Origin of the sequence: Pedobacter steynii (genome assembly GCF_001721645.1) — a bacterium.
Taxonomy (GTDB): Bacteria; Bacteroidota; Bacteroidia; order Sphingobacteriales; family Sphingobacteriaceae; genus Pedobacter; species Pedobacter steynii_A.
On sequence record NZ_CP017141.1, the window covers coordinates 1,420,897 to 1,447,316 of the forward strand.

At 40.4% G+C, this 26,420-nt stretch carries 24 protein-coding genes and 1 tRNA gene; 13 read left to right on the forward strand and 12 right to left on the reverse strand.

Translation table 11 applies throughout. The features are described from left to right. Positions 1–52 precede the first annotated feature (52 nt). The 3 genes from argB to BFS30_RS05780 are packed head-to-tail and all read left to right on the forward strand — an operon-like array spanning position 53 to position 2,779. Positions 53–841, forward strand: a complete 789-nt coding sequence (gene argB / locus BFS30_RS05770; protein ID WP_069378405.1) for an acetylglutamate kinase — start codon at positions 53–55, stop codon at positions 839–841. Between the two features lie 47 nt (positions 842–888). Beyond that, positions 889–1,707 (forward strand): pyrroline-5-carboxylate reductase, encoded by an 819-nt coding sequence (proC, locus tag BFS30_RS05775; protein WP_069378406.1) that lies wholly within the window; start codon positions 889–891, stop codon positions 1,705–1,707. A 4-nt stretch (positions 1,708–1,711) separates the two neighbouring features. Continuing rightward, positions 1,712–2,779 (forward strand): M20 family metallo-hydrolase, encoded by a 1,068-nt coding sequence (locus tag BFS30_RS05780; protein WP_069378407.1) that lies wholly within the window; start codon positions 1,712–1,714, stop codon positions 2,777–2,779. A 51-nt stretch (positions 2,780–2,830) separates the two neighbouring features. Here BFS30_RS05780 and BFS30_RS05785 read toward each other — a convergent pair whose 3' ends face one another. Continuing rightward, a complete protein-coding gene (locus BFS30_RS05785) occupies positions 2,831–5,725 on the reverse strand; it encodes a S9 family peptidase (RefSeq protein ID WP_069378408.1) in 2,895 nt (964 codons plus the stop codon). A 182-nt stretch (positions 5,726–5,907) separates the two neighbouring features. Between BFS30_RS05785 and argH the strand changes: the two genes are divergently transcribed. Together argH and BFS30_RS05795 are read left to right on the forward strand one after the other, a co-directional pair. Then, positions 5,908–7,239 (forward strand): argininosuccinate lyase, encoded by a 1,332-nt coding sequence (argH, locus tag BFS30_RS05790; protein WP_069378409.1) that lies wholly within the window; start codon positions 5,908–5,910, stop codon positions 7,237–7,239. Positions 7,240–7,266: 27 nt separating this feature from the next. Next, entirely contained in the window at positions 7,267–8,520 is a 1,254-nt protein-coding gene (locus BFS30_RS05795) for a pyridoxal phosphate-dependent aminotransferase (protein WP_069378410.1), read from the forward strand. Positions 8,521–8,581: 61 nt separating this feature from the next. Here BFS30_RS05795 and BFS30_RS05800 read toward each other — a convergent pair whose 3' ends face one another. Both BFS30_RS05800 and BFS30_RS05805 read right to left on the reverse strand, forming a co-directional pair. Continuing rightward, positions 8,582–10,162, reverse strand: a complete 1,581-nt coding sequence (locus tag BFS30_RS05800) for a peptide chain release factor 3 (RefSeq protein ID WP_069378411.1) — start codon at positions 10,160–10,162, stop codon at positions 8,582–8,584. 116 nt (positions 10,163–10,278) lie between these two features. Next, a complete protein-coding gene (locus BFS30_RS05805; RefSeq protein ID WP_069378412.1) occupies positions 10,279–11,652 on the reverse strand; it encodes a DUF6600 domain-containing protein in 1,374 nt (457 codons plus the stop codon). A 297-nt stretch (positions 11,653–11,949) separates the two neighbouring features. Here BFS30_RS05805 and BFS30_RS05810 point away from each other — a divergent pair, with 297 nt between their 5' ends. Then, a complete protein-coding gene (locus BFS30_RS05810; protein WP_069378413.1) occupies positions 11,950–12,663 on the forward strand; it encodes an SAM-dependent methyltransferase in 714 nt (237 codons plus the stop codon). Here the strand turns inward: BFS30_RS05810 and nadD are convergent. From nadD to BFS30_RS05825, 3 genes are read right to left on the reverse strand one after another with little or no spacing between them, the layout of a single operon-like run. Next, positions 12,660–13,232, reverse strand: a complete 573-nt coding sequence (gene nadD / locus BFS30_RS05815; RefSeq protein WP_069378414.1) for a nicotinate (nicotinamide) nucleotide adenylyltransferase — start codon at positions 13,230–13,232, stop codon at positions 12,660–12,662. The genes BFS30_RS05810 and nadD overlap by 4 nt on opposite strands. A 9-nt stretch (positions 13,233–13,241) precedes the next feature. Then, positions 13,242–13,808: a guanylate kinase gene (gene gmk / locus BFS30_RS05820; protein ID WP_069378415.1), complete on the reverse strand. Its 567-nt coding sequence runs from the start codon at positions 13,806–13,808 to the stop codon at positions 13,242–13,244. A 6-nt stretch (positions 13,809–13,814) separates the two neighbouring features. Beyond that, the gene (locus BFS30_RS05825) at positions 13,815–14,678 is read right to left on the reverse strand and encodes a YicC/YloC family endoribonuclease (RefSeq protein ID WP_069378416.1); all 864 of its coding nucleotides are present in this window, start codon (positions 14,676–14,678) and stop codon (positions 13,815–13,817) included. A 288-nt stretch (positions 14,679–14,966) separates the two neighbouring features. Between BFS30_RS05825 and BFS30_RS05830 the strand changes: the two genes are divergently transcribed. Further along, a complete protein-coding gene (locus tag BFS30_RS05830) occupies positions 14,967–15,680 on the forward strand; it encodes a hypothetical protein (protein ID WP_069378417.1) in 714 nt (237 codons plus the stop codon). A 5-nt stretch (positions 15,681–15,685) separates the two neighbouring features. Here BFS30_RS05830 and rnc read toward each other — a convergent pair whose 3' ends face one another. From rnc to BFS30_RS05845, 3 genes are read right to left on the reverse strand one after another with little or no spacing between them, the layout of a single operon-like run. Then, complete coding sequence (rnc, locus tag BFS30_RS05835; protein WP_208603037.1) at positions 15,686–16,414, reverse strand: ribonuclease III; 729 nt, start codon at positions 16,412–16,414, stop codon at positions 15,686–15,688. A 60-nt stretch (positions 16,415–16,474) separates the two neighbouring features. After that, complete coding sequence (gene fabF, locus BFS30_RS05840) at positions 16,475–17,728, reverse strand: beta-ketoacyl-ACP synthase II (protein ID WP_069378418.1); 1,254 nt, start codon at positions 17,726–17,728, stop codon at positions 16,475–16,477. Positions 17,729–17,756: 28 nt separating this feature from the next. Beyond that, positions 17,757–17,993 (reverse strand): acyl carrier protein, encoded by a 237-nt coding sequence (locus BFS30_RS05845; protein ID WP_008241990.1) that lies wholly within the window; start codon positions 17,991–17,993, stop codon positions 17,757–17,759. 158 nt (positions 17,994–18,151) lie between these two features. On the opposite strand from BFS30_RS05845, the gene BFS30_RS05850 reads away from it, so the two are divergent. The 3 genes from BFS30_RS05850 to BFS30_RS05860 all read left to right on the forward strand — a co-directional run bounded on the left by BFS30_RS05850 (position 18,152) and on the right by BFS30_RS05860 (position 20,276). After that, positions 18,152–18,571, forward strand: coding sequence for an IPExxxVDY family protein (locus tag BFS30_RS05850; RefSeq protein ID WP_069378419.1), 420 nt, complete (start codon positions 18,152–18,154; stop codon positions 18,569–18,571). A gap of 139 nt (positions 18,572–18,710) precedes the next feature. Beyond that, positions 18,711–20,141: a pyruvate kinase gene (gene pyk / locus BFS30_RS05855; RefSeq protein WP_069378420.1), complete on the forward strand. Its 1,431-nt coding sequence runs from the start codon at positions 18,711–18,713 to the stop codon at positions 20,139–20,141. A gap of 47 nt (positions 20,142–20,188) precedes the next feature. Next, a tRNA-Ser gene (locus BFS30_RS05860) sits at positions 20,189–20,276 on the forward strand. 91 nt (positions 20,277–20,367) lie between these two features. On the opposite strand, the gene BFS30_RS05865 is transcribed toward BFS30_RS05860, so the two are convergent. Together BFS30_RS05865 and BFS30_RS05870 are read right to left on the reverse strand one after the other, a co-directional pair. After that, positions 20,368–20,799 carry an SRPBCC family protein gene (locus tag BFS30_RS05865; RefSeq protein ID WP_069378421.1) on the reverse strand — a complete coding sequence of 144 codons (432 nt, stop codon included), beginning with the start codon at positions 20,797–20,799 and terminating at the stop codon, positions 20,368–20,370. Between the two features lie 131 nt (positions 20,800–20,930). Continuing rightward, positions 20,931–22,199, reverse strand: coding sequence for a condensation domain-containing protein (locus BFS30_RS05870; RefSeq protein WP_069378422.1), 1,269 nt, complete (start codon positions 22,197–22,199; stop codon positions 20,931–20,933). Positions 22,200–22,634: 435 nt separating this feature from the next. Here BFS30_RS05870 and BFS30_RS05880 point away from each other — a divergent pair, with 435 nt between their 5' ends. Beyond that, entirely contained in the window at positions 22,635–23,642 is a 1,008-nt protein-coding gene (locus BFS30_RS05880; RefSeq protein ID WP_069378424.1) for a TlpA disulfide reductase family protein, read from the forward strand. A 30-nt stretch (positions 23,643–23,672) separates the two neighbouring features. On the opposite strand, the gene BFS30_RS05885 is transcribed toward BFS30_RS05880, so the two are convergent. Beyond that, positions 23,673–24,404 (reverse strand): MIP/aquaporin family protein, encoded by a 732-nt coding sequence (locus BFS30_RS05885; protein WP_069382316.1) that lies wholly within the window; start codon positions 24,402–24,404, stop codon positions 23,673–23,675. Positions 24,405–24,733: 329 nt separating this feature from the next. Between BFS30_RS05885 and BFS30_RS05890 the strand changes: the two genes are divergently transcribed. Both BFS30_RS05890 and BFS30_RS05895 read left to right on the forward strand, forming a co-directional pair. After that, positions 24,734–25,351 carry a porin family protein gene (locus tag BFS30_RS05890; protein ID WP_069378425.1) on the forward strand — a complete coding sequence of 206 codons (618 nt, stop codon included), beginning with the start codon at positions 24,734–24,736 and terminating at the stop codon, positions 25,349–25,351. Positions 25,352–25,725: 374 nt separating this feature from the next. Continuing rightward, positions 25,726–26,373 (forward strand): porin family protein, encoded by a 648-nt coding sequence (locus BFS30_RS05895; RefSeq protein ID WP_069378426.1) that lies wholly within the window; start codon positions 25,726–25,728, stop codon positions 26,371–26,373. Positions 26,374–26,420 lie beyond the last annotated feature (47 nt).

A 26,420-nucleotide genomic window follows, 5' to 3' on the forward strand; every position in this document is an offset into this window, starting at 1 on the left:
TGTTATGCCTGAATCTTCTAACGGAAGGTCTCAGCAGTTATAAAACGTAAAAATGAAGAAACTAAGTGTAATTAAGATTGGCGGAAATGTAATTGATAATTCTGAGAAACTGCATCAGTTTTTACTTGACTTTAATGCCCTTCCGGGAGATAAGATTTTAATTCACGGTGGCGGAAAGATTGCGACAGAATTGGGGGTTTCTTTAGGGATTGAGGCTAAAATGGTAGATGGCCGCCGGATTACAGATATAGAAACCTTAAGGATTGTAACGATGGTATATGCCGGACTAATCAATAAGAACATGGTGGCTCAGTTACAGGCAAAAGGCTGCAATGCAATTGGGTTAACAGGGGCCGACGGGAACATCATCAGAGCCGTAAAACGTCCGGTAAAAGAGATTGATTATGGCTTTGTTGGAGATCTTGATGGAGCTTCGGTTTCATCAGCTACGCTGGATAGCTTGCTTAGGGCAGGGTTAACACCGGTCTTGTGTGCAATTACTCATGATGGAGAAAGTCAGCTTTTGAATACCAATGCAGACACCATCGCTTCTGCTGTGGCAGTAGCCATGTCTTCATTGTATGAGACCGTATTGGTGTATTGCTTTGAAAAAAGAGGCGTGATGCGGGATGTAGAAGACGACAATTCTCTTGTTCCTGAAATCAGGATGCAGGAATTTGAAAGCTTAAAACAGGAAGGGGTAGTTTCAGGAGGAATGATCCCCAAATTACACAATGCCTTTGAGGCGATAAAAAGCGGTGTTTCTGCTGTATACATCGGTAAAGCAGATGAATTACCGCAAATTAATGATCAGGGCTTTGGAACCAGGCTGATCATTTAATTACCTTTGAAAACCACCCGATCAATAACAACCAAACTACATAGAAGATGAAACAGTTTAAAGGCAGCATTGCCATTTTAGGAAGCGGAAATATTGGCATTTCTTTGGCCAAAGGACTAGTGAAAGCAAATTATGCTTTGCCTAGTCAGATCAGTTTAACCAGAAGAAATATAACCAATTTAAACCCCTTTGCTGAACAAGGCTTTGGCGTGAGTAATGATAATGCTGCGGTTGTTGCCGCTTCAGATGTCATTGTGCTTGCGGTGTTGCCACAACAGTTAAATCAGCTTTTGGATCAGATTCGTCCGGTTGTGGATGTCAAAAAACACTTGTTCATTTCCGTTGCCTCCGGCGTCAGCTGTGCGGACATTAGAAATAAACTGGGAAATGAGACGCAGGTGATCAGGGCTATGCCAAATACTGCGATTGCAATTGGACAGTCTATGACCTGTATTGCGACAGATAGTGCTTCTTCTGAATACATGGAAGAGGTGACCAGAATGTTTGAAACCGTGGGCTCAGTGGTAAAGATCAATGAAGACCTGATGACCTCGGCCACAGCTTTGTGTGCCTGTGGGATTGCGTTCTTCCTGCGTGCAATAAGAGCAGCTTCACAAGGTGGTGTAGAAATTGGCTTTCATGCAGATGAAGCCTTGAAAATGGCCGTTCAGACGGCAAAAGGGGCGGCAGATCTGCTCTTGCAGATGCAGTCTCATCCTGAACAGGAAATAGATAAAGTAACTTCGCCGAAAGGCTGTACCATTGCCGGATTAAATGAGATGGAGCACAATGGATTTAGCTCCTCTCTGATCAAAGGCATCAAGCTATCGGCAACAAAAGCCGGAGCTTTATATACCAAAGAATAAAATTATGATAGAACAACTGCAAAAAGATAGTTTAGAACTGTTGAAACAACTGATTGGGATCTCTTCCTTTAGTAAAGAAGAGGATAAAACGGCTGATGTGATCGAACAGTTTTTGCAGCAACGTGATATAAAAACGCAGCGCAAGCTGAATAACATCTGGGCCTACAACAAATATTTTGATCAAAAAAAGCCAACATTGCTTTTAAACTCACATCACGATACCGTAAGGCCGAATACCGGTTATACACGCGATCCTTACGCTGCAATTGTTGAAGATGGTAAATTGTATGGACTGGGGAGTAATGATGCGGGAGGATGTCTGGTTTCGCTTATAGCGACCTTTCTTTATTTCTATGATCAGAAAGATTTAGGTTATAACATTTGCCTGGCGACAACCGCAGAAGAAGAAATCTCCGGAAATAACGGATTGGAATGTGTGCTGCCCGATCTTGGAGAACTGGAGTTTGCGATTGTAGGAGAGCCTACCTTAATGAACCTAGCCATTGCAGAACGCGGTTTACTGGTATTGGATTGCGTGTCTACAGGGAAAGCGGGGCATGCTGCTAGGGAAGAAGGAGATAATGCAATTTATAAAGCATTGAAAGATATCGAATGGTTCCGTAATTACCGCTTTTCTAAAGTTTCGGAAATGTTTGGACCACTGAAAATGTCGGTGACGATTATCAATGCGGGCTCTCAGCATAATGTCGTTCCTGCGACCTGTACTTTTACGGTAGATGTTCGTGTAACAGATGCCTACAGCAATGAAGAAGTTTTAAAGATTATCAGAACGAATGTGGATTGCGAAGTTACTCCGCGCTCCATTCGTTTGAAGCCCTCTTCTATTGATAAAGAACATCCTTTTGTACAATCCGGAATTGCCTTAGGAAGGACTACTTATGGTTCCCCAACCACGTCGGATCAGGCTTTGTTGAGTATCCCTTCTGTAAAAATCGGCCCGGGAGATTCTGCCCGTTCTCATATGGCAGACGAATATGTGTTTGTCAATGAAATCGAAGAAGGAATCCAGCTTTATATTGACATGTTAAAACCGGTAATTAAGGGGAAATAGCAATCTTTGCTTAAATAAAAAAAGGGCTGATCCTTAGGATCAGCCCTTTTTTTATTGTTCTTCTGCTTTTTCAAAAGCTCGTGCTTCCAGGTGTTTTTCCATATCTAAACGGTTGACTCCTTTAGCCCACCATTCTGGTGCCGGCTTGTCCTTTAGCATATAATCAAAGTATTCCATCATGCGAACTGCATAATCTTTACGGTTTGGTATTTTTGCAATACCATGGTTTTCTCCACGATAGGTGATCATTACCACCGGTTTATTCAACCTTCTCAGTCCATTGTAGTATTCAATACCTTGGGTATAATCTACCGCACCGTCTTTATCATTGTGTAACAACAACAAGGGGGTCTGTACTTTTTTGATGTGATAAACCGGAGAGTTACGGGCAAAAGCATCCCAGTTGTCCCAGTAACCTGGAGTTAACCGACCCTGACTCGCCTCGAAAATTGCCTGGTTGGTGCCTCCGCTATTCCAGTAAATCAGACTATACATACTGATCATGTTGGTTAACGGTGCTCCCGCAGCAGCAGCTTTAAAAATATTAGTCTGAGTAATCAGGAAAGAGGTCTGATATCCTCCCCAGGAATGTCCATGAATGGCCACCCGTTTTTCATCAACAATACCGGTTCCAATCGCAGCTTTCACCGCCGGAACGACACAAGCCACAGCAGACATACCGGGATCATTCAATTTGTATTTGATATCCGGCATCAGGACAGCATAACCATTGCTGGTGTACATCGATTTGTTAAATCCACCTCCAGGAAATCCCGGCATGGTATAGGCATTTAGTTCATCGGTTAAGCGCTCATAGATATAAGTGATGGTAGGATAGCTTTTTCCTTCCTGATAATTTGCAGGAAGGTATAGGGCTGCCTGCAAAGAATCTCCGTTTGCGCTGACATAGTTGATCAGTTTTACGCCCGAAGACCAGGCATACTTCTCCTGATCAGGTGTGTTTTTAGTAACCTGCTTTGCATTGGCCAGGTTCGCTGTAGTACTGATGTATAGCTCAGGCGACTTTTCATTGTTCTGCTTACTGTAAACAAATACATTCCCATCACTGGCTTTATTGAAACTGCCATATCCGTTATCATCCATAAACAAAACCTTGATGCTGCTCTTCCCGGCTTCAAGAAGGCCGATTCCTGTTTTTTTATTGACGGAATTAAAAACTGCAAAATATTGATCCTTGCTCAGGTCTGTCCCTTTATCTTTTGGATAGATGGAGAATTTGCCCTGTACATCCTGTTTTTTACTTTTCCAGTTATCGGAAAGGGAGATGGCTGATTTTCCATCAGCACTGATGCGCCAAAGGTCATAGTTGTCTTTAATCAATACATATCTGGAATCTGATGACCAGCCAAAATTGGGGGTAGATGGCTTGACAACGTTATGGTCATCCAGCTCATCTATAAAGGAAGCCTTGATTTTCTCCGTCAGGTTATATTGCTGCTGGGTTTCCAGATTGATGCTATAGAAAGCGCCATCTTTATTAAAACTTGCCCATTTACCATTGGGGGCAAAACTAAGTGTGCCTCCGCTGGAAGTATAAAACTTTTCAAAAATCCGTTTTTTTATGCCTGTTTTCAGGTCGATGAGGTAAATATCGGTATAGCTTTGACCGTCAAGGTTACTCATTAATTCATATCCAGAATTGTCGTAACCGATGGCATATAGGTGCTGTGGTGCAACAACAACATTTTTTAAACTGCTGTCTGCCAGTTGACTGAACTTCTGGTCTGCAATGCGGTAAGAACTCAGGAAGCTGTAGTTTTTGTCTCTTGTTTCCTGAGTCTGCTGGGCAGATTGAAGACGTTTGTCCTGCCAGTTCCATATGATCATATCCGGCTTTTCTATATCTGCCTTGGCTGCAGGTTTGCCTTCAGCTTTTCCTTTGGCAAGGCTGTCGGTTTTTGTCTGAGGTTTTGCTTTAGCCTGATCCGCTGGTTTTATTGCAGATTTATCTTTTGAAGCGCTGTCAGCTTTCTTTTCAAAGGTATTGATGCCAAAAAACAAAGTCCCCTGGTCTTCTGACCAGTAAGGTGTTCCATTTCCGCTGATGCCCATGTTTTTTGGGAAATTCTTGCCGTCAATACCGGTATAGGAAACTTTATTGGTTTGCTCGCCCGCAATTTTATTGATGCCGATTACTGTAAAAACATCTTCTTTATATTGCTCGTTTTTATTGGATTTAAGTAATGCAAAAGCAGTTCCGTTTTCATTCCAGTTGATGCTTTTGTAATTTGCTTTATCATTTTCAATCGCAGTGATCAGGCCGGTTTTCATATCTCGGATAAAGACTCCGTTCCCATTCTGTCCATTGGCATCAATGGTGTAGGCCAGGATATTTCCTGCCTTATTGAATGAATATTCTGCTACATTTCCCAGGTTATAACTTTTTTTGCTGCTCAGGTGATAGAGTAAAAGGTCTGTCCCTTTTGGGGCATCTTTGTCTTTTGAGGCATTTTCCGGGGCGGTAAATTGTATGGCCAGCCATTCTGATGATTCTCCGGAGAAACTAAATGTCTTCACTTTCTCAAAAGTAGTTTTCTGATTGCCAGGTAAAGAAAGGAGAACCAATTGGTCGTAAAGGGGCTTCATGGTTTTCTTTGCAGATTTTACCTCTGCCTCTTTTGCCGACACTTTAAAAGCAGCATACCTGGAATCTTTTGAATAAATCACCGTGGAGGTGCTTGCTCCGATAGGATAATTGAAATTTGTGGTGTCTGAAACTTTACGGATTACGGTTTGAAGGTCACCTTCAGTGGGACCTTTTGCCCAGGACAACCACTGTCCGTTAGGAGATAGTGCATAACTATTTCCTCTGATAAAATTCCATTTGGAAACATCTTTCCAGGTCAGACCTGGTTTTTGCTGCGCATGGAGGCTTGCTCCATAGGGTAAAAGTAACAGCAGAAGTGAGTATTTGATTCTGTTCATTATAGTTTGGGGGTTTTCTGCTAAAATATTGTTTTAGTTGAATATATTTTGAATATAACAACAATATTATGCAATGCTGTTGCGTTTATTCGGCTTGCTGGTTTATCCTTCATTCTATCGTAATTATTGTATTTTTGCAAAATACCGCTAAGCCCTAAGGGACCTAAATAATAGATTGATAAATGAAGATTTGGCAAAAAAACGTAGACGTAAATAAGGATATAGAAACTTTTACCGTAGGCAAAGACAGGGAGCTGGATTTGCAAATGGCAGCTTTTGATGTTTTAGGCTCTCTGGCCCATGTTGAAATGCTGGAAAGTATCGGATTGCTGACCGCTGAAGAACTGGCAGATATTCAAAAAGAACTTAAAAATATCTACGCAGATATCGAAGCGGGTAAATTCACAATTGAGGATACCGTAGAAGATGTGCACTCCCAGGTGGAATGGCTGCTGACACAACGTATTGGAGATGCCGGTAAAAAGATCCATAGCGGACGCTCCCGTAATGATCAGGTTCTGGTGGATTTGAAACTTTATTTCAGAAGTTGCATCGAAGAGATGGTTGGAAATACAACTGCGCTTTTCACACAGCTGATCGAATTGAGTAACATCCATAAGGACAAATTGCTTCCAGGATATACCCATCTTCAGATTGCTATGCCCTCTTCTTTTGGACTATGGTTTGGTGCTTATGCGGAAAGTCTGGTCGACGATATGGAGCTAATGCTGGCTGCTTATAAAATCTGTAATAAAAATCCATTGGGATCTGCTGCGGGCTATGGTTCTTCATTCCCTTTAAACAGGACGATGACCACTCAGTTGCTGGGCTTTGAAAACCTGAACTATAATGTCGTTTATGCGCAGATGGGAAGGGGTAAAACGGAACGTATTCTTGGACAGGCGATGTCCTCAGTCGCCGCTTCTTTAGCAAAAATGGCTATGGATGTCTGCCTTTTTATCAATCAGAATTTCGGCTTTATCAGCTTTCCGGACGAACTGACTACAGGATCGAGCATTATGCCGCATAAAAAGAATCCGGATGTTTTTGAGCTGATCCGCTCCAGGTGCAATAAAATTCAGGCTTTACCGAATGAAATTGCCATGATGACGACCAATCTGCCTTCCGGATATCATCGCGACCTTCAACTGTTGAAAGAAAATCTTTTCCCGGCAATTACCTCGCTGAATGAGTGTCTGGAGATGACTACCTATATGCTGCAACACATCAGAATCAAAGATGATATTCTGGCAGATAAAAAATATGCTTATCTATTTAGCGTTGAAGTGGTGAATGAACTTGCTTTAAAAGGGGTTCCTTTTAGAGAGGCCTATAAAATCGTTGGTGAAACGATAGAAAATGGCACCTTCTCCCCTTCTACTAAAGTGAACCACACACATGAGGGAAGTATCGGGAATCTATGTAATCCGGAAATTGAAGAGATGATGGCAGAGATCCTGTCGCAGTTTAAATTTGAAAAAACTAACGCTGCAATTGAGAAATTGCTGGCTTAACCGAATAATAAATATAAATCAAAAAAAATGAATGTATCAGTATTAGCAAACACACTTATCGGCTCGGAAATCATTAAAATTGGAAACGAAGTAAATGAACTGAAACGAAAGGGTGCCGAGATTGCGAATCTGACCATCGGTGATTTTGACCCTTCAATTTTTCCAATTCCGGCAGAATTAAGAGATGAAATTATTGATGCTTATCATCATAATCATACCAACTATCCACCTGCAGATGGTATTTTAGCTTTACGTGAAACAGTGGTAGAGATCCTGAAAACCAGGTATGAACTGTCCTATACCACTCAGGATATCCTGGTAGCTGGCGGATCACGCCCTTTAATATATGCGACGTATCTGGCATTGGTAGATCCGGGAGATAAGGTGATTTATCCTGCGCCATCCTGGAATAACAATCACTATTGCCATCTTTCTTCGGCCAAAGGGATTGCAGTAGAAACGACTGTTGAGAATAATTTTATGCCCCCAGCGGAGCAGCTGAAGCCTCATCTGAAAGGAGCAACGTTACTGGCCCTCTGTTCTCCTTTGAATCCTACAGGAACGATGTTTAGTAAAGAACAATTGGAAGAAATATGTGACCTGGTTATCGAAGAGAATGACAGTAGAGGGGTAGACGAAAAACCACTATACATCATGTATGATCAGATCTATTCATTGCTGACTTTTGGAAAGGAGCATCTCAACCCGGTAAGTCTGCGTCCGGAGCTTAAAGATTTTGTAATCTACATCGATGGGATTTCTAAGTGTTTATCTGCGACAGGAGTACGCGTAGGCTGGGCATTCGGACCTGAAAAGATTGTGAGTAAAATGAAGGCCCTGCTTGGTCATATCGGTGCCTGGGCACCCAAAGCAGAACAGGTTGCGGTAGCTAAATACTTTAAAAATAATGGACTCGTGGATCAGTTCCTGACTTCGTTTAAAAAACAGGTTCAGGAAAGCCTGGATGCACTTTATAATGGATTTCAAGAGTTAAAAGCAGAAGGCTTTGCCGTAGATGCAGTTGTTCCGATGGGGGCGATTTACCTGACACTTAAAATTGATTATATTGGTAAAACAACACCTTCAGACGATTTGCTGAAAAACAGCGCCGATGTAAACTTTTATCTGATTAAAGAAGCACAGACAGCATTGGTTCCGTTCTCGGCCTTCGGAACAGATGAATCTATAGCCTGGTTCCGTGCATCGGTTGGGGGTTGTTCCCTGAGTGATATTCAGAAAATGATTCCAAGAATTAAAGAAGCATTAAACAAATTGAAATAGCAGGTTATAGCTATAAAAAAGCGGCCAGGTGTAAAATTCTGGCCGCTTTTTTATTGGTAGTTTATTTAAACTCCGATGTTTTGTGGAATTCAATATCCGGATAGTCACGCATGGTCATATTGATCATGAAATCATTATCGGCAAGAAATACCGGATTACCATCTTTGTCTTCTCCGATATGTTGTTGTTTCCGTTTCAGGAATTCTTCCAGTTTCTTTTTATCGGTAGCAGTTACCCAGTTAGACCTGCCATAACTTAAGGTACGGAAATGTGCTTTTGCACCATATTCATGCTCCAGACGGAAAGCAATCACCTCAAACTGAAGTTCACCTACTGCACCAATGATTTTACGGTTACCGGGCTGGGCAGTGAACAATTGAGCGACACCTTCTTCTGTAAGCTGCTGTATGCCTTTCTCCAGCTGTTTTGTACGCAGTGGGTCTCTGTTCTCTACTTCCTTAAATATTTCAGGAGAGAAGCTCGGAATGCCTTTAAATTGTAATTGTTCACCTTCTGTAAGGGTGTCACCGATTTTAAAGTTTCCACTATCGTATAATCCGACCACATCTCCTGGCCAGGCTTCTTCAACAATGCTTTTCTCATTGGCCATGAAATCCATTGGATTGGAGAATTTCAGTTTTTTATTCTGACGGGTATGGAAGTAAAATTTGTTGCGTTCAAATTTACCGGAACAGATCCTTAGGAATGCAATACGGTCGCGGTGTTTCGGATCTAAGTTCGCATGTATTTTGAATACAAAACCGGTAAAGTTCTTCTCATTTACCATCACTTCCCTTTGTTCTGCCTCTCTGCTTTTCGGGCTGGGCGCAATTTGAACAAAAGTATCTAACAGTTCTTTGATACCAAAGTTATTGATGGCACTGCCAAAAAATACCGGCGCAAGTAATCCTTCAATGTACATGCTTTTATCAATCTGTCCATATACGCCGTCTACTAATTCCAGATCAGATTTTAATCCATCCAGTTCTTTTGGCTTTAGGAAGTTGTTTAGATTAGGATCGTTCAGGTCGCTGACTTCAATAACAGGTGCACTGATTTTTGTTTTGTCTGCTTCAAAAAGATTCAGGTGTTTGTTGTAAATGCTGTATACCCCTTTAAAAGTATGTCCCTGACCAATAGGCCAGGAGAGTGGACAAAGACTAATGTTTAGTTTGCTTTCAATCTCGTCAAGAAGGTCAAAAGCATCTTTTCCTTCCCTGTCCATCTTATTGATAAAGATAATTACGGGGGTATTCCGCATTCTGCAGACTGCCATTAACTTTTCCGTCTGTTCCTCCACACCCTTTACACAGTCAACGACTAAAATTACACTATCTACCGCAGATAAAGTACGGTAAGTATCCTCGGCAAAATCTTTGTGACCAGGAGTATCTAATATGTTGATGCGTTTCCCGCTATATTCAAAGCCCATTACAGAAGTAGCGACAGAGATTCCACGCTGTTTCTCAATTTCCATGAAATCGGAGGTGTTGCTTTGGTTGGCCTTATTACGCTTTACCGCTCCGGCTGTGTTTATTGCTCCTCCAAAGAGTAAAAACTTTTCTGTAAGTGTAGTTTTTCCTGCATCGGGGTGACTGATAATAGCGAATGTTTTTCGTTTTTCTATTTCTGGGTGAATCATAAAGAATTAAGCCTGTTGTGCTTGATGAGGCTGCAAAGATAAATATAATATATAAAAGAGGGCTAAAAAGAAAAACCGGCCATCATATGGCCGGTTTTATATAACCTGGACAGGAATTAACCCCTTCCCGATCTGGATGATCTTCCACCTTCAGACCCTCTGCTACCTTCAGAGCGGGCAGGTGGAGCGCTTTGTCTCTCCTGTCTTTCCATTCTCTGTGGCTGAGCCTGAGGCTGCTGACGTTCTTGCCTTTCCATTCTTTGTGGTTGTGAACGTTCTTGTCTTTCCATCCGTTGAGGTTGCTGGCGCTCTTCACGCTGCGGTTGCACGGGTATTTGTTGAGGAGCGGGCTGTACCTGTGGTATAGTTTGAGACCTATCCTGACGGCCTTCTCTGTTTGAGCTGCTTCTGTCTGGTCGTGTAGGCATCACCACTGGGTTTCTTTCAGACGTATTTTCCGATCTGTTATTTTCCCTGGAAGTTCTTCCTTCTCCTCTGTTTCCGGAATTATAATCTCTTGAAGGATTTACTGTTCCCTCAGTACCGCGATTTATCCGGTTACTACGGCCGGCAGCAGAGTTTCTTTCCTCAATTGATCCACGATCCATTCTTCCTCCTGAACGGTCAATATTGGTATTTCTATCCACACCATTATTGCCCCGGTCGGTTCTTGACATCCGGTTTCCTGCTTCAGAACCATTGGCTCTGGTTAAATTGGCATCCCCGCGAACTGAGCTCCTAGGTGCCTGAACGCTTCCGCGGTCTGCCCTTGAAGATCTTGGGTTATAGATGTTCAATTCATTTCCTCTGATTTCACTTCTGCCCGATCTGCTGGTTCTGTTGACATTGTAAACGGTAACATCCCTTCTGGTTGCACGTCTGATGTCATCAGCTCTCGGTCCGGTGTAATAAGTACGTCTGTTGCGTTCGTAAGTATTATTGATAATAGTGGTATTGTGAATAATGGTCACGTTTCTGCGGGAGTAATATCTTGGGAAACTGTCGTAATAGATATTCCGTTGAGGGATAAAAACCCACCAATTGTCCGGAATTCCAAAATTGATATTAATATTTATGCTTGGCCCCATCGGTGCCCAGCCATAATATCCGCCACCGCTTCTCCAACTTACCCATGCCGGTCCCCAAACGGTATCAGGAATCCAGATCCATTGTCTGTAACGGTTGTATACCCATCTTCCATAGTGGAAAGGAGCCCAGCCCCAGTCGTAATTGGATACCCAGGTATTGCCATATTCTGTCATTGCCCATCGTCCATTGCTATAATAAGGTCTGAAATCGTCCTGCTCTACATCTGGTCTCCATACATACCCGTATTGAGGGTCCTGGATCCAGGTGCCATAAGGAGAAAGCTCATCATAAAATGACTGGAGCGAAATGTCGTCGTCTTGTGCCATAACGCGCTGCGTGGTTCCGGTCATCAGGAGCATGAGCCCCAGCACAATTGCCGGTAATTTGATTAAGTTTTTCATTTGTGTGTGTTTAATTTACCTAACGCTTTTTATATAACAATTTGAGTTCCAAAGAATGATAAAAGTTTAAACTACTTTAGGAATATTACATTCCAATTATGCGACTTAGCATAATTATATTGGTTTAAGAGCGGAATATGCCAATATTTAATGGGGGGAGGGAGGAAGGTAATTTACAAAAAAATATTTAAATATCCGGGATTAGGTCTACATATCCCGCTTAAAATGGAATATTAAATGTGCGGAGTTGCTCTTTCCAGGAAATTATTTTCTTCTTTTGTAAACAAAACACAATTTATGCAAAAAGGTACTTTATTCCTTATCCCTGTTCCTCTGGCAGAAAATGCTGCCCAGAAATCTTTTACTCCTTTTTTAGGCGAGACGATCAATGCTATAGATACCTATATCGTTGAAAATGAAAAAACAGCCAGAAAATTTTTAAAAGAAGCCGGGTTGAAGTTGCCACAGAGCGAACTGATCATCCATGACTATGGCAAGCATCAGCGAAACGCGTCATTAGCCCCCTTTTTTAAAGAGTTGAATGCGGGTAAAGATGTAGGTTTAATGAGTGAGGCCGGATGCCCCGGCGTAGCTGATCCTGGAGCAGAAGTGGTGGCAGAAGCGCATAGAAGAGGAATTAAAGTGGTTCCGCTGGTAGGACCAAGCTCCATCCTTCTGGCATTAATGGCGTCCGGATTTAATGGACAAAGTTTTACTTTCCATGGGTATTTGCCGATTGATAAAGTTCAGAGAGGGAAGCGCATTAAGGAACTCGAGCAACAGTCTTTGACTAATAAACAAACTCAGTTATTTATAGAAACACCTTTCAGAAATAACCATTTGCTGGAAGATGTCCTGAAAAACTGTTCCGCACATGCAATGCTTTGTGTAGCCTGTAATATCAATGCGGAAGAAGAATACATCAAGACACAATCTGTTGCGCTTTGGAGAAAAGAACGCATTGATCTACACAAAAAGCCGGCTATTTTCCTGCTTTACAGACCTTCTTAACGGTACATGTTTTTATTGTCCATAAAGGACAGTACTTTATCCGGAACAAAATATTGAACATTTCTTCCTTCCTTTAATGCTTTGCGAATAAAGGTGGAAGAAATGTCCATTTGAGGGGTTTCTGTAATCGTAATGGAAGGATGGTTTTCCCATTCGCTCAGGTCTACACCAGGCCGCGGATAAACGTAGATCTGGTAATTCTTTAACAGGACCTCATAATTCTTCCATTTTTTGAGAGAAGAGAGGTTATCCGCCCCCATGATCAGAACAAATTCTTTTCCAGGATACTTTTCCTGTAGAAAGGCCAGCGTGTCTACGGTATAAGAGGGTTGAGCCAGACCAAATTCAATATCACTTACTTTAATATGATCGGAGCTCTCTGTAGCTAGTTTAGCCATTTCAAGCCGGTCGTACATATTGGTCAGGCCATTTTTATTCTTCAGGGGATTATGCGGTGACACCACCAGCCATACTTCTTTAAGCCCGGTAAAGCCAGCCATGTAGTTGGCAATGATCAGGTGGCCAATATGGATGGGATTGAATGAACCAAAGAATAGCCCTGTTTTCATTTTTATTGCTTATTTAATAAAGTCGCCTACCAGTTTTTCGGCTTCTTTACAAGCGGTTTCCAATTCAAAGTTTTTAAGGATCACATCAAACTTTTCTGCATAGTTCAACTCTTTTTCCGCCTTTATAAAACGTTCCTGAAGTTTTTCCGCACTATCAGTCCCCCTACCTGTTAAACGTTCTTTTAACACCTCTAAAGAGGGCGGCTGAACAAATATAGCTAATGCATCGTCTTCATATTTACGCTTAAGACGCAAACCGCCTTCTACATCAATATCGAAAATGACATGCTTTCCGGTATTCCAGATTCTTTCTATTTCAGACCTTAAAGTACCGTAAAAAGTACCATTGTAAACCTCCTCAAATTCCACAAACTCCTGATGAGCTACTTTGTGAAGAAAATCTTCTTTTGAAATAAAATAATAGTCTTTTTCGTGTTCTTCATCACCCCTTGATTCCCTTGTTGTTGCGGAAATAGAGAAGCTTAGTGTCGGAAATTTCTTTAGCAGGTGTTTAACAATTGTAGTCTTGCCTGCTCCTGAAGGTGCCGAAAATATAATGAGTTTACCTTGTGTCATGCGTACTTATAAAACGTTTAATAGTTGTTCCTTAATTTTTTCCAGCTCTTCTTTCATCCCTACTACCAATTGTTGTATCTGTGCATCATTTGCTTTAGCACCCATAGTATTGATTTCTCTGCCGATCTCCTGAGAGATAAAACCGAGTTTTTTGCCGTTGGCATCTTTGCTTTTCAAAGTCTCGGTGAAATAATCACAATGACTTTTCAGGCGTGTTTTTTCTTCTGTAATGTCTAATTTATCAATGTAATAGATCAATTCCTGTTCTAAACGATTCTGATCTACATTTATTTTTCCTACATTTTCTTCCAGAAACTGGTTCAGGCGTGCCCTGATCTGAGGGATTCTCAGTGGCTCCAGAACTTCAATCTGAGCAAAAAATTGCAGTATATTTTTAATACGAAGCTCCAGATCTGTCTTTAAAACATTTCCCTCTGTATGTCTGAACTGATTAAAGTTTTCCAGTGCTTTATTGAAAGTGCTGTACAAAATATCCCAGTCATTTTCATTTACTTCTTCTTCCTGGTAGCTGATCACCTCCGGAAAGCTCAATACCGCCTGTAAAAGGTTGGTCGAATTGGCACCCAAATCAACATTAATAGCCTCCAGCTGTTTGTAATATTTACTTAATAATGCAGCATTGATGGTTGCTCCCTTAAGGTTTTCTTCGCCGCGATCAATATTTATGGAAATACTTACTTTTCCGCGCTCGATTTCTTTGCTACAGATGTTCCGTAATAACAACTCCTTTTCGGAGAAAGCCCTTGGAAGTTTTAGATTGAGCTCTAAAAACTTGCTGTTTAAAGACTTAATCTCTACTGCAAACTTAATGTTTTCATGATCAGTAGAGGCCAGGCCAAAGCCTGTCATTGATTTTATCATGTGCAAAGATATAATTTATTGTTAAAATGATTAAACCTATGTTGCTTAATGATGTACGGAACACTGTCGATTTTGTTTTTTTATGCCAGATTTACAATAGGATTGAAAAAATAAGACAACTTTTTTAGCTTATTGTTGTTAGAATATTACAGTCAAAAAACGAATGGAGCCCTTGGCTTACGATTAAATGAGCCGGTACTTTTGCAACATTTTTTAACTTTTTTTAACTCATTGGATTGCAAAACATTGGTTAAGTTTACAAAAAATCTATATATAATGAAGCCTCATCATCTTATCACATTGGCATTCAGTGTGTTTTTCCTAGCTTTTACACCAGCTGCTTTTTCCCAAAAGGAATTTTTACTGAGGGGAGTGGTAAAAGAGCGGGGAACAAATAACCGGATACAATTTGCACAGGTAACCAATAAAAGAAATGGATTTACTGTATCCACCAGTGATTTGGGATTGTTTCAGATCAGGGCATCAGTAGGCGATAGCCTTTTAATTGTTAAAAGTGAATTTTCCGATGAAGAAGTAGGCGTGTTTACAACTGCAGACGTATCTGTTTACTTATCCAGGGGAACAACATTGAGAGAGGTCAATATTCTTGGACAAACAAAAAAACAGGAGCTGAATGATATCAAAAGAGACTTTAAAAGAAATGGTTCCTTTTATCAAGGAAAACCTCCGGTATTGGCCTATTTCTTTCAGCCGTTGACTGCTTTTTATGAGTTATTTGGCCGGACACCGGGAAATGCAAGAAGATTCGGAAGGTATTATAACAACGAAATTAAGCAGTCGCAGGTAGATGGCTTTTTTAATGAGTACCTGATTCAGAATACCACCGACCTTAAAGGTAAGGACCTGGAAAAATTCATGCTGGATTACAGACCTGATTATGAGAAATCCAGAAACTGGGCAGAATATGATGCGATAAAATACATCAAAGATTCCTATAAAAAATATACGGATACACTTAGAAAAAACTAAAAAGATTAAATGGATAATGCTTCACAGGCTTTCTCTGCAGCCAGCTTTTCCGCATTCTTTTTATTGTAATCCCGGCCAAGGCCATAGCTTTCGCCCTCAACAACGGCACTGATGGTGAACAGCTTGGCGCTTTCTCCTTCGCTGTTTTGTACCATATCAAATGAAATATCTTTGCCATGGCGCTGACACCATTCGATGAGCTTACTCTTAAAATTGGTTTCTGTTAATTCCAGGGTGTGGATGTCAATATACGGCTTGATGATCCTTTTAAGCAGAAAATCTTTAGTGAAATTGTATCCCTTGTCCAGATAGACGGCCCCTACTAATGCTTCAAAAGCATCCCCAAGCATGGAATGATGTTTGGTTTGGATATTGACTGCTTTCTGGTCGAACACCATCAGCTGGTCAAAGCCCATTTTCCTGGCAAGTTGATTTAAATTCGCTCTGTTGACGATTTTAGAACGCATTTCCGTTAAAAAACCTTCTTCTTTATAAGGATAACTTTTAAATAGCAACTCTGCAATTACAGAGCCTAGAATTGCGTCCCCAAGGAATTCAAGACGTTCATTGCTGCTTCTGCTTCCATTCTTCAGAATTTTTGCAACAGATCTGTGCCTGAATGCCATTTTGTATAAAACAGTATTTCCAGGAACAAAGCCTAAAATGTTCTTTAGCTTTTTTATAAAGACCTTATCTGTTGAAAAATAAAGCTTATACAGGTCGAATAATGGCATTAATTGTTACAAAAATTATAGGAGACTAATTAAATAGTCTCCTTATACAGAAACTAATTCTTATTCTTCGTATTTTTTGAATATCACAGATGCATTATGACCACCGAAACCAAAAGTGTTGCTTTGAGCAGCGCGAATGGTACGTTTTTGTGCCTTGTTGAATGTGAAGTTTAATTTAGGATCACACTCAGGATCATCAGTAAAGTGATTTATTGTTGGTGGAACTACATCATTTTTTACCGCAAGAATTGCAGCAATAGCTTCAATAGCACCAGCAGCACCAAGTAAATGGCCTGTCATTGATTTTGTCGAACTGATGTTTAATTTGTAGGCGTCTTCACCAAACAAATCTACAATTGCCCTACTCTCAGAGATGTCCCCAAGAGGGGTAGAAGTACCATGGACATTGATGTAATCAATATCTCCGGTAGATAAACCTGCATCATTCAAAGCATTTGTCATTACCATTCTGGCACCAAGTCCTTGCGGATGAGGTGCGGTAATATGGTTGGCATCGGCGCTCATTCCGCCACCGACTAACTCGGCATAGATTTTCGCACCACGCTTTTTCGCATGTTCCAGCTCTTCCAGGATAATCGTTCCTGCACCTTCACCGGCAACAAATCCATCTCTGTCTTTGTCAAACGGTCTGGAAGCAGTTTTCGGATCGTCATTCCTGGTTGAAAGGGCATGCATTGCATTAAATCCTCCAATTCCCGCCTCGTTGATGATGGCCTCAGAACCTCCGCTGATGATCACGTCACACATATTCAGACGAATATAGTTGTACGCATCAATCATGGCATTCGTGGAAGAAGCACAAGCAGAAACGGTAGCGAAATTTGGACCACGTAAACCATATTTTATGGAAATGTGACCTGGAACAATGTCAATAATTACTTTAGGAATAAAGAACGGATTTATGCGAGGTGTACCGTCGCCTAAAAAGAAGTTCTTCATTTCATCCTGAAATGTTTTAAAACCGCCAATACCAGAACCCCAGATAACGCCTATACGGTTGGTGTCAAGTTGAGAAAAATCAAAATTACCATCCTTTACAGCCTCATCTGTTGCTACTAAAGCGTATTGAACAAATGGATCTAACTTGCGGGCTTCTTTTTTATCCAAAAAATCTTCAGGATTGAAGTTTTTAAGCTCACATGCAAACTTCGTCTTGAACTTTGATGTGTCAAAACCTGTAATAGGGCCAGCGCCGCTCACGCCATTCAGCAAACCATCCCAGAACTCCGGGATCGTATTGCCTATTGGAGTGAGCGCACCTAACCCTGTAACTACTACTCTTTTTAATTCCATTTATACGGATTATACGGAGACCGTATTTTTACTTAACGTTTTTCTCTAAGTAAGCAATCGCTTGACCAACAGTACCAATAGTTTCAGCCTGATCATCAGGAATCGCTACATTGAATTCTTTTTCGAACTCCATAATAAGCTCTACTGTATCTAAAGAATCCGCACCCAAGTCGTTAGTGAAAGAAGCCTCTGGTGTAACTTCGTTTTCATCCACACCTAATTTTTCAACGATAATAGCCTTAACTCTTGAAGCAATATCAGACATAATGTTTATAATTTAATGGTTAAATAATTCAGTGCAAAGAAAAATAAATATTTACACATTTCAAATGTTTTTATTTCTCTTCCAATTTTAATGTTTTTATTTTGAACATCAATGTAAAATTAGTTTTATAATTTTGTATTCCCCTAAAAAAGTGTGTTTTGAACAAAACTTATTTGAAACTATCGTTAGATCTGGACTTCGTTTTAATCGCTATTACGGCTTCTTTAAAGGATTATATGCTCTGCCACAAAATAAATGCAAGCCTGAATTTTGATTTCGAAAAGATTGATGATCATGAGGTTTACTTCAATATTGATGAGAATCCATTGGCCTTTTCCAAGTATTATTTTTTTGTGGAACAGGGTGAAATTGAATATTATATCATCAACAACAGAAATGCGGAAGGATTTTTAATTCCGGAAATGAATAGGGTCGATTTTTTTATGATTATTCATCAGTATATTGATAAAGAAGACCTTAATTTTATTATCTCCGGATTGAATAAACTGGCTGATATTCAGGTTGCTGCGCAGATAGATCCACGTAAGTTGAGGTCCCGTGAAAATTTGGTAATGTAAATTTTATATTGAAGGTGTATTAAATACACTATATTTGATTTTGCAACATTCAGAAAAAAAATATTAATAACCAGGCCAACATTGGTTTTTTACATCAAAACCTTCATTTTGTTGGTCCATATAAATTTAAGTAACCAAAATGAAACCATTTCATTCTAGAACAAAAATCGTAGCGACGCTCGGTCCTGCTTCAGCCAAACCAGAAGTTTTATTTAGCATGTTTAATGCCGGACTGGACGTATGCAGATTAAATTTTTCGCACGGTTCTCAGGCAGATCATCAGGAGGTATTGGATACCATCCGCAGTCTTAATAAAAAACACAATTATAATGTTGGTATCCTTGCTGATTTACAAGGACCTAAGATTAGAATTGGAATGGTGAAAGATGGTGGTATTCACTTAGTTAACGGAAACAGAACGGTCATCACCACTAAGGAATGTATCGGTAATGAAGAGCGTATTTACATTACTTATGACACCTTCCCGAAAGACGTAAAAGCGGGAGAAATTATCCTTCTGGATGATGGTAAACTGCAGATGAGGGTGATCGAAACCAACCTTGTTGATGAGGTGCTTTGTGAGATCGTTCATGGTGGAATCCTGACTTCAAGAAAAGGTGTAAACTTACCAAATACTAAAGTTTCTATCCCTTCTCTTACTGTGGAAGACCGTAAAAATTTAGAGTTTGTTCTCGAAAACGATGTAGAATGGATCGGACTCTCTTTTGTGCGTAATGCAGAAGATATTGTCGAACTGAAAGATATTATTCAGCAAAGAGGTAAAACTGCCCGTGTAATCGCTAAAATCGAGAAACCTGAGGCAATTGCAAATATTGATGAGATCATTGCAGTATCTGACGGAATCATGGTTGCCCGTGGTGACCTGGGAGTGGAAATGCCGATGGAAGAAGTTCCATTGTTGCAAAAAATGATCGTTCAGAAATGTAGAGCGGCCTCGAAACCAGTAATTATTGCAACTCAGATGCTGGAAAGTATGATCACTACACCAAGACCAACACGTGCTGAGGTGAATGATGTGGCGAATTCTGTTCTTGATGGTGCGGATGCAGTAATGCTAAGCGGTGAGACTTCAGTAGGTGAATTCCCGCTTATTGTTATCGAAACAATGCAGAAGATCATTCAAAATATCGAGGTGAACAACTATCCGTTCCATCCGGAAAAGTTCCTTAAACCGAAATCTGAAAGCTTCCTGAGCGATGCAATTTGCGATACTGCTTGCTTTTTATCAAAACAGACGAATGCAGTGGGTATCGTTTCTATGACCTTAAGTGGCTATACAGCTTTTGAAATCTCTAGTCACAGGCCTAAAGCATTAACTTATATTTTTACCAGTAACCTGGCATTGTTAAATACAGTGAGCTTGTTATGGGGTGTTCAGGGCTTCTATTATGATAAATTTGAAAGCACTGATGAAACTATTCAGGATGTAAATAACCTGCTTAAAAAGCATAAAATGATCAAAAAAGGCGATGTGATCATTAACACGGCGGCCATTCCAATGGAAAGAAAAGGGAAGACCAATATGTTAAAAATTACGGTTATTGATTAAAATATTGTAGCATTCAATTTTTTTTCTACTTTTGCAATCCGCAAAAAGGAGAGGTGTCCGAGTGGTTGAAGGAGCACGCCTGGAAAGTGTGTATACCTCAAAAGGGTATCGAGGGTTCGAATCCCTCTCTCTCCGCAGATTAGTAAAATGTAGCAAAAGCGCTTTAGACTTAATGTCTAAAGCGCTTTTATTTTGGAAAGAGGTTTATTACAACTGGATATAATTTTTAATCCGATAATGACTCGGTATATTTTTTAAAATTATCCAGGATGGCTTGCCAACCACCTTTCTGCATTTCGATTGGATTGGTGCTTTCCGCTTCGAAAGTCTCGCTGATGGCAGTACTGTTCCCATTTCCGTTAAAAGTAATTCTTACCTTTCTATTGTCCCCAAGTGTATAGGCTATGATTTCGTTAACTTTTATCTCATCATAAATACCTTCAAAATCAAATCCGAAACTTCCGTCTTTAGCTTCCATTCTTGACATGAACTTACCACCTGTACGGATATCGTTTTCTGCTTTAGGCGTATGCCAGTCTTCAGAAGCGCAGTTCCATTTTACAATATGTTCCGGAGAAGTCCATGCATTCCAAACGGTTTCTACTGGTGCGTTTACGGTCGCTTCGACTGTAATGTTGACCTGATTTGTTGTATTCATCTTGTTCGATTTTAATTGAATGATTCTGGTTAATAATTGAATGATGTAAAATTAGCAGGACTTTCCCGGATGGGTGATAGGTGGAAACGACAAAATGAAGGGTAATTTACGACAGGAAAGAATGACATTAATCATGAACAAGGTTTCGTTGGATTGATCAATAGTTGCATGGCATTCGTTTTCAGGATCACTGCATCTTCTTTTTTTAAGAATTCTTCGTCTGATGTAAATATAAAGTCAATCTCTCCTCTGAACGAGGTGCTGAATAAGGTGCTTGGATTGCCAAAAGGAAACAAAGTAGAAGGGGAGTGTAAAGTTTCTACCTCAAGAGATCCATACTTTTCTTTGATATTTACCTTTCCCATATTGGAAAATGTAAAGTCATGAGCCCCTCTTTCTGCTCTGGCATATTTACTCATTCTCGGCAACTCCCGCAAAAGTCCGCTGCTGTACATAAATAATTTATTGACATCAATCTTGCTGATCTCCTGCTGAAGTTTTTCTTTAAACTGTCTTGCATGAGTCCATAAGTCATTGGCCTTGCTGTTTTTTAACTGAAGCGGAATCATTGCCGGAAAAGCGAAAAACATATCTTCTTTGACATCAGGGAGAAATTTTCTCATGTCTACCGCACAATAAAGTCTGGAATGTGATTTAAGTGTGCTGATCTGTTGATGGGCCTTTAGAAAAGCAACAGATAATGCGGCATGAATGGAAATCCCTGCAGTCTTGCAGGTCTCCAGAATCATAGCAGATTCATCTCTGTTTATTTTCCAGTGAAGAAGGTATGGACGATCTCTTTTGATCTCTTTTTTCAGAGATAGTAACCTTAAACTCAGCTTAACTACTTTAGCAAAGAGACGGACTTTTATCTTATTAGCTCTATTGAGCCTGATGGCATCGGGAACCAGTTCTTCAACGGATAAAATGGATGGGTAAGTGCCGATGTCCAGATCTGGTTGTGCCAGCAACCGAAGGGTTTCGTCCATCATGGTTAAAACGGATCTGCCATCACAAATGCAATGATGACAAACAAAAATCAAATCAGAGATTTGTTCCGACCTGATCCATACCAGCCTGGCCAAAGGTTGGCCCGATAAGGTAAAAGGAGTCAGGCATTCGGTTATTGATTCTTTTTCCCAATCTTCATTGCCGTACCTTCTGACTATGCGAACAGGAATTCCGGAGATGTCCTTTCGTTCGGTGAAATAGGGAATACCATCCTCTTCTTCTACAACATTTGCCATCAGTAAAGGATGTTTTTCCTGAACTTTTGAGAGCGCATCATATAAAGCTTTTTCAGAGAGGATTCCTTTAATTCTAATTCCGGATACAACATTAACGGCTGAGCTGCCGCCTGCGTACATCGTACCTTCAATTAAGGAGAGCTTTCTTTTCATAACCTGGAGCGAATTTCTATTAAAGTTATGCTAATTTACATGACTTTTAGCCATCCTGTAATGCTCATTCTGGGTTTATTGGTAAGTAAAATTTCACTAAGGTGTCATTTCCGGTTCCGGCAGATAAAAGAAGGTTTTCCTTATAAAGCCGCGTTAAATTGTCTTTCAGATGGGCTGCAAGATCTTTGTTTAAAAAATGTTCTGCGATGCCAACTTATTTTCTATAAAACTATCAATGAGTGTATTAAAGATTTGTTCCAATGGAATGATCATCACGATTTCCGGCATCATCGCCCTGATCTGGTGAAGGTAGTTCTAATTAATGGGAAGAGTAATTTATTTAAAGTCTATGGAATTAGTAGTTTATTTATTTACCTTTGTTTTCCTCTAAGTCTTGAGGAAACAAAAGATTTGAATTAAATCAATTGATATACGATGAGAATATTAACAATAGCTGCGTTATCATTGCTTTTTAGCAATGCAGCGCTATATGCACAGGAGAAAGCTGGTGTAGAAATTACAGGGACAGTTAAGGGGCAAAGTTCTGGTAAGGTTTATCTTCAGAAATTTGATAACAAAATGTTTTTTACCCTGGATTCGGCAGAACTTAAAGATGGAGTTTTTAAATTTAATAAAACACTTAAGCTGCCCGAGTTATATGGTTTAACGACAAATAAGGACGAAAGTCCGCTGTATGTTTTTTTAGAAAAAGGTAAGGTAAATGTAACACTGGACGAGACCGCTTACTACAAGAATTCTGTGGTTACCGGATCTGCTGCCAATGATTTATTCAGCAGTTATAAAAAACAAAAAGAGGTTAAAATAGAGGAATTTATTAAGCAGAACCCAGCTTCTCTTGTCGCTGCTTATGTACTTTACAGAGACTTTTCTTATAGATTGAGCCCGGAAGAAATTAAACAAAATCTGCAATTGCTGGACCCTTCTCTGGCCAACACACCATATGTTGCGGTATTGAATGATCTGGTAAAAGTGTTAACTGCGGTTGGGATCGGAAATAAAGCACCTGATTTTGAAGGCCTGACACCTGAAGGAAAATCAATTAAGTTATCCGGTCATTTTGGAAAGTACCTGCTGCTTGACTTCTGGGCATCCTGGTGTGGGCCTTGCCGAAGGGAAAATCCAAACCTGGTAAAAGCATATCAGAAATATCATGAAAAAGGATTTGACATCTTTGCCGTCTCTCTGGATAAAAATAAAGAGGCCTGGTTAAAAGGAATTAAAGACGATCAGTTGAGCTGGACACATGTTTCGGACCTTGCTTTCTGGAATAGTGCTGCTGCTAAGCTATACGGAGTCAGGGCAATTCCTGCCAATGTGCTGATTGACCCTAATGGGGTGATCATTGCCAGAAACCTGAGAGGAGAAGAACTGGATAAAAAACTGGAAGAGTTATTGGCCGCTCCTTTGGCAAAAACGCGTTAAAAATGAAATAAGTGAGTGCTAAAAAGGTATTTATATCTTTATCAAAAGATCCAGTGCAACAGCCAGGGAAGCACCAATCAATGGACCGATTACGGGAATCCAGGCATACCCCCAGTCGTTGTCTCCTTTCCCATGAACAGGTAAGATTGCATGCATAATTCTCGGCCCCAGATCCCTTGCAGGATTAATGGCATAACCTGTCGTTCCTCCAAGTGAAAGGCCGATAACCCAAACGAGGAACGCAACTGGCAAAGCCCCCAGAGAGCCTAAACCTATTGGGGTTTTACTGATGCCCATAGCGGCATCGCTGAAATGAAAGATAACAAAGATCAAAACAAATGTGCCAATGATTTCACTGATCAGGTTGGACCAGGTATTTCTGATAGCAGGGGCAGTACAGAATGTAGCACGCTTAGCTCCCTGGTCTTCGGTCAGCTTATAGTGATCTTTATAGGTCAGCCATACCAGGAAAGCCCCTAAAAAGGCGCCTGTAAACTGGGCCAGGATGTAAACTGGTACTTTGGCCCAACTCAGCTTACCGATGAGGGCAAGGCTGATGGAGACAGCCGGGTTAAGGTGAGCACCACTATATGGCCCCGCAATCACAACGCCTGCAAAAACAGCCAGCGCCCAGGCAGTGGTGATGACAATCCAACCTCCATTATTTCCTTTTGTTCCCATTAAAACAACATTGGCAACTACACCGTTCCCTAAAAGTATCATGACCATAGTGCCGATTACTTCGGCTGAAAATTCCGACATCTGAATAGATTTAATGATGGATAACACTAATCGTAATTATACGTAAGTATAAACAAACGTTATTGAAACTAAAAGAAGCTAAATCGAAAATGTCAATTATAAATTTCCCGGGCTTTCTGATCGTATCTTCTGAGTGGAGTAGCTTTTTTGTATCAAATTTGATACAATTACAGTGAGAAACCAGCAACAGGGACAAGGAATATGGGTAGAATGGGCTTTAAAGCTAATTTGCTCTAAATGAATCGTTAAGCAGCTTTTATTTCTCTTTTTAAGGGTGCTAGAAATTCTGGCACATTTCTTTCTAAGACCCTCGGATAAAACAACACCATATGAAAAAGATCATTATTCTGGCCTTAGGCCTATTTGTTGCTGGTGCAGCTAATGCACAAAGCCCCATCAGGTTAGGGGTTAAAGCAGGTTTAAACCTTCCCAATATTATTAAGGGAGATGGAAACAACGATTTCAAAACAAAAGTAAATCCTGGTTTTAATGCCGGTATAACCTTAGACATCAATCTGATTAAAGGACTTGCATTTACTCCGGAGCTGTTATATTCCACTAAAGGATATAAAGCAGAAACTGGTTTTGGAGAATTCACACAAACCACTCATTTCATTGATATTCCTATTCTGGCAAGTATCAATGTAGGAGGTACAGGATTAAACCTGGTTGTAGGACCACAAGTTTCTTTCTTAACTTCAACAAAAAACAAGTTTGAAAATGGTTTTGGAACAGTGGTGATTCAGGATGAATACAATGAGGATGCTGATAAATTTAAAAAGAGCCTTGTTGGTGGGGTAATTGGATTCAGGTATGATATCAATGATAAATTTGACTTACATGGCCGTTATTCCCTTGATTTCCAGAAAAACAATGAAGATGGAACCAAGCAAACTCCTGAATACAAAAACCAGGTATTCTCTGTAGGTGTAGGTGTGAAATTCTAATCTCAGAAGTTATAATTAATCAGAAGAGGGTACCTGTTAAGGTACCCTCTTTTTTTTGCATTCCTTTTTCTGAACTTTAGACAGGACATTATTTAAAGGGCTTAAAAACAATACCTGCTACAGGAAGAATCCCGATATGCCGGTCGGGCGCATGGCCTGAGGAACTCCTGAGGTTTTTCCGGCTGTGCTGGATTTGGGACAATTGAAAGTTGTGCTTACTGAAGCCTTTTTGAATTTTGCATTTTGACTTTAATTGTCTGTAAGTCAGTTGTTTTAACTCCTGTTGTTCTGACGGAAATCCTTTAAAATGCCCTTTTTTGGCATGGTTATTACAATACCCTGTCCGAATTTTAACAATATTAAAATCGACAGTTATGAAAAAATTATTCATTATAGGATTGGGTCTGACCCTCAGTGGTCTGGCCTTCCAAACAAAGGCACAAACTTCACAGGCTGCGGCAAATGATCAAATGAGATTCGGTATTAAGGCCGGAGCTAATTTAATGAACATGGGAAAAATGACGGTTGGTGACCAAAGTTATTCTACCGATTCTAAAGTTGGATTCCAGGCGGGTGTATATGCTGATCTCCCAATGGGTGGTGGTTTTGCATTCTTACCGGAAGTAATCTATTCTCAAAAAGGAGGTAAAATAAAAGAAACCATAGGTGCCAATACGACAGAGTTTGATTCGAAACTGGGATACCTGGATGTACCGGTACTGATTGGTTACCGACCTACTCCTGAACTGACCATTTTTGCTGGTCCTCAGGCTTCCTTCCTGCTTTCCCGTGATGCTTCATTCAAAGTGAACGGACAACAGGTAGGAGACACTTTTACGGATAAAAAAGATTATAAAAAATCCATCGCTGGTGGTGTCGTTGGTTTAGGTTATAACATCACACCCAATATCAATGTGAATGGAAGATATACGATGGACTTCCAGAAAACATTTAATGACGACATCAATCAGGATAAACTGAAAAATAAAGGCTTTGCCTTGTCATTAGGTTATACTTTTTAATTCCATTTACCTATGGAAAGCAAATCCCGGTACCTTTAAATAGGGCC

Excerpts from the sequence above, each read along its gene's own strand:
- argB (WP_069378405.1), top strand. The coding sequence starts at position 53 with ATGAAGAAACTAAGTGTAATTAAGATTGGCGGAAATGTAATTGATAAT.
- proC (WP_069378406.1), top strand. The coding sequence starts at position 889 with ATGAAACAGTTTAAAGGCAGCATTGCCATTTTAGGAAGCGGAAATATT.
- BFS30_RS05780 (WP_069378407.1), top strand. The coding sequence starts at position 1,712 with ATGATAGAACAACTGCAAAAAGATAGTTTAGAACTGTTGAAACAACTG.
- BFS30_RS05785 (WP_069378408.1), bottom strand. The coding sequence starts at position 5,725 with ATGAACAGAATCAAATACTCACTTCTGCTGTTACTTTTACCCTATGGA.
- argH (WP_069378409.1), top strand. The coding sequence starts at position 5,908 with ATGAAGATTTGGCAAAAAAACGTAGACGTAAATAAGGATATAGAAACT.
- BFS30_RS05795 (WP_069378410.1), top strand. The coding sequence starts at position 7,267 with ATGAATGTATCAGTATTAGCAAACACACTTATCGGCTCGGAAATCATT.
- BFS30_RS05800 (WP_069378411.1), bottom strand. The coding sequence starts at position 10,162 with ATGATTCACCCAGAAATAGAAAAACGAAAAACATTCGCTATTATCAGT.
- BFS30_RS05805 (WP_069378412.1), bottom strand. The coding sequence starts at position 11,652 with ATGAAAAACTTAATCAAATTACCGGCAATTGTGCTGGGGCTCATGCTC.
- BFS30_RS05810 (WP_069378413.1), top strand. The coding sequence starts at position 11,950 with ATGCAAAAAGGTACTTTATTCCTTATCCCTGTTCCTCTGGCAGAAAAT.
- nadD (WP_069378414.1), bottom strand. The coding sequence starts at position 13,232 with ATGAAAACAGGGCTATTCTTTGGTTCATTCAATCCCATCCATATTGGC.
- gmk (WP_069378415.1), bottom strand. The coding sequence starts at position 13,808 with ATGACACAAGGTAAACTCATTATATTTTCGGCACCTTCAGGAGCAGGC.
- BFS30_RS05825 (WP_069378416.1), bottom strand. The coding sequence starts at position 14,678 with ATGACAGGCTTTGGCCTGGCCTCTACTGATCATGAAAACATTAAGTTT.
- BFS30_RS05830 (WP_069378417.1), top strand. The coding sequence starts at position 14,967 with ATGAAGCCTCATCATCTTATCACATTGGCATTCAGTGTGTTTTTCCTA.
- rnc (WP_208603037.1), bottom strand. The coding sequence starts at position 16,414 with ATGCCATTATTCGACCTGTATAAGCTTTATTTTTCAACAGATAAGGTC.
- fabF (WP_069378418.1), bottom strand. The coding sequence starts at position 17,728 with ATGGAATTAAAAAGAGTAGTAGTTACAGGGTTAGGTGCGCTCACTCCA.
- BFS30_RS05845 (WP_008241990.1), bottom strand. The coding sequence starts at position 17,993 with ATGTCTGATATTGCTTCAAGAGTTAAGGCTATTATCGTTGAAAAATTA.
- pyk (WP_069378420.1), top strand. The coding sequence starts at position 18,711 with ATGAAACCATTTCATTCTAGAACAAAAATCGTAGCGACGCTCGGTCCT.
- BFS30_RS05865 (WP_069378421.1), bottom strand. The coding sequence starts at position 20,799 with ATGAATACAACAAATCAGGTCAACATTACAGTCGAAGCGACCGTAAAC.
- BFS30_RS05870 (WP_069378422.1), bottom strand. The coding sequence starts at position 22,199 with ATGAAAAGAAAGCTCTCCTTAATTGAAGGTACGATGTACGCAGGCGGC.
- BFS30_RS05880 (WP_069378424.1), top strand. The coding sequence starts at position 22,635 with ATGAGAATATTAACAATAGCTGCGTTATCATTGCTTTTTAGCAATGCA.
- BFS30_RS05885 (WP_069382316.1), bottom strand. The coding sequence starts at position 24,404 with ATGTCGGAATTTTCAGCCGAAGTAATCGGCACTATGGTCATGATACTT.
- BFS30_RS05890 (WP_069378425.1), top strand. The coding sequence starts at position 24,734 with ATGAAAAAGATCATTATTCTGGCCTTAGGCCTATTTGTTGCTGGTGCA.
- BFS30_RS05895 (WP_069378426.1), top strand. The coding sequence starts at position 25,726 with ATGAAAAAATTATTCATTATAGGATTGGGTCTGACCCTCAGTGGTCTG.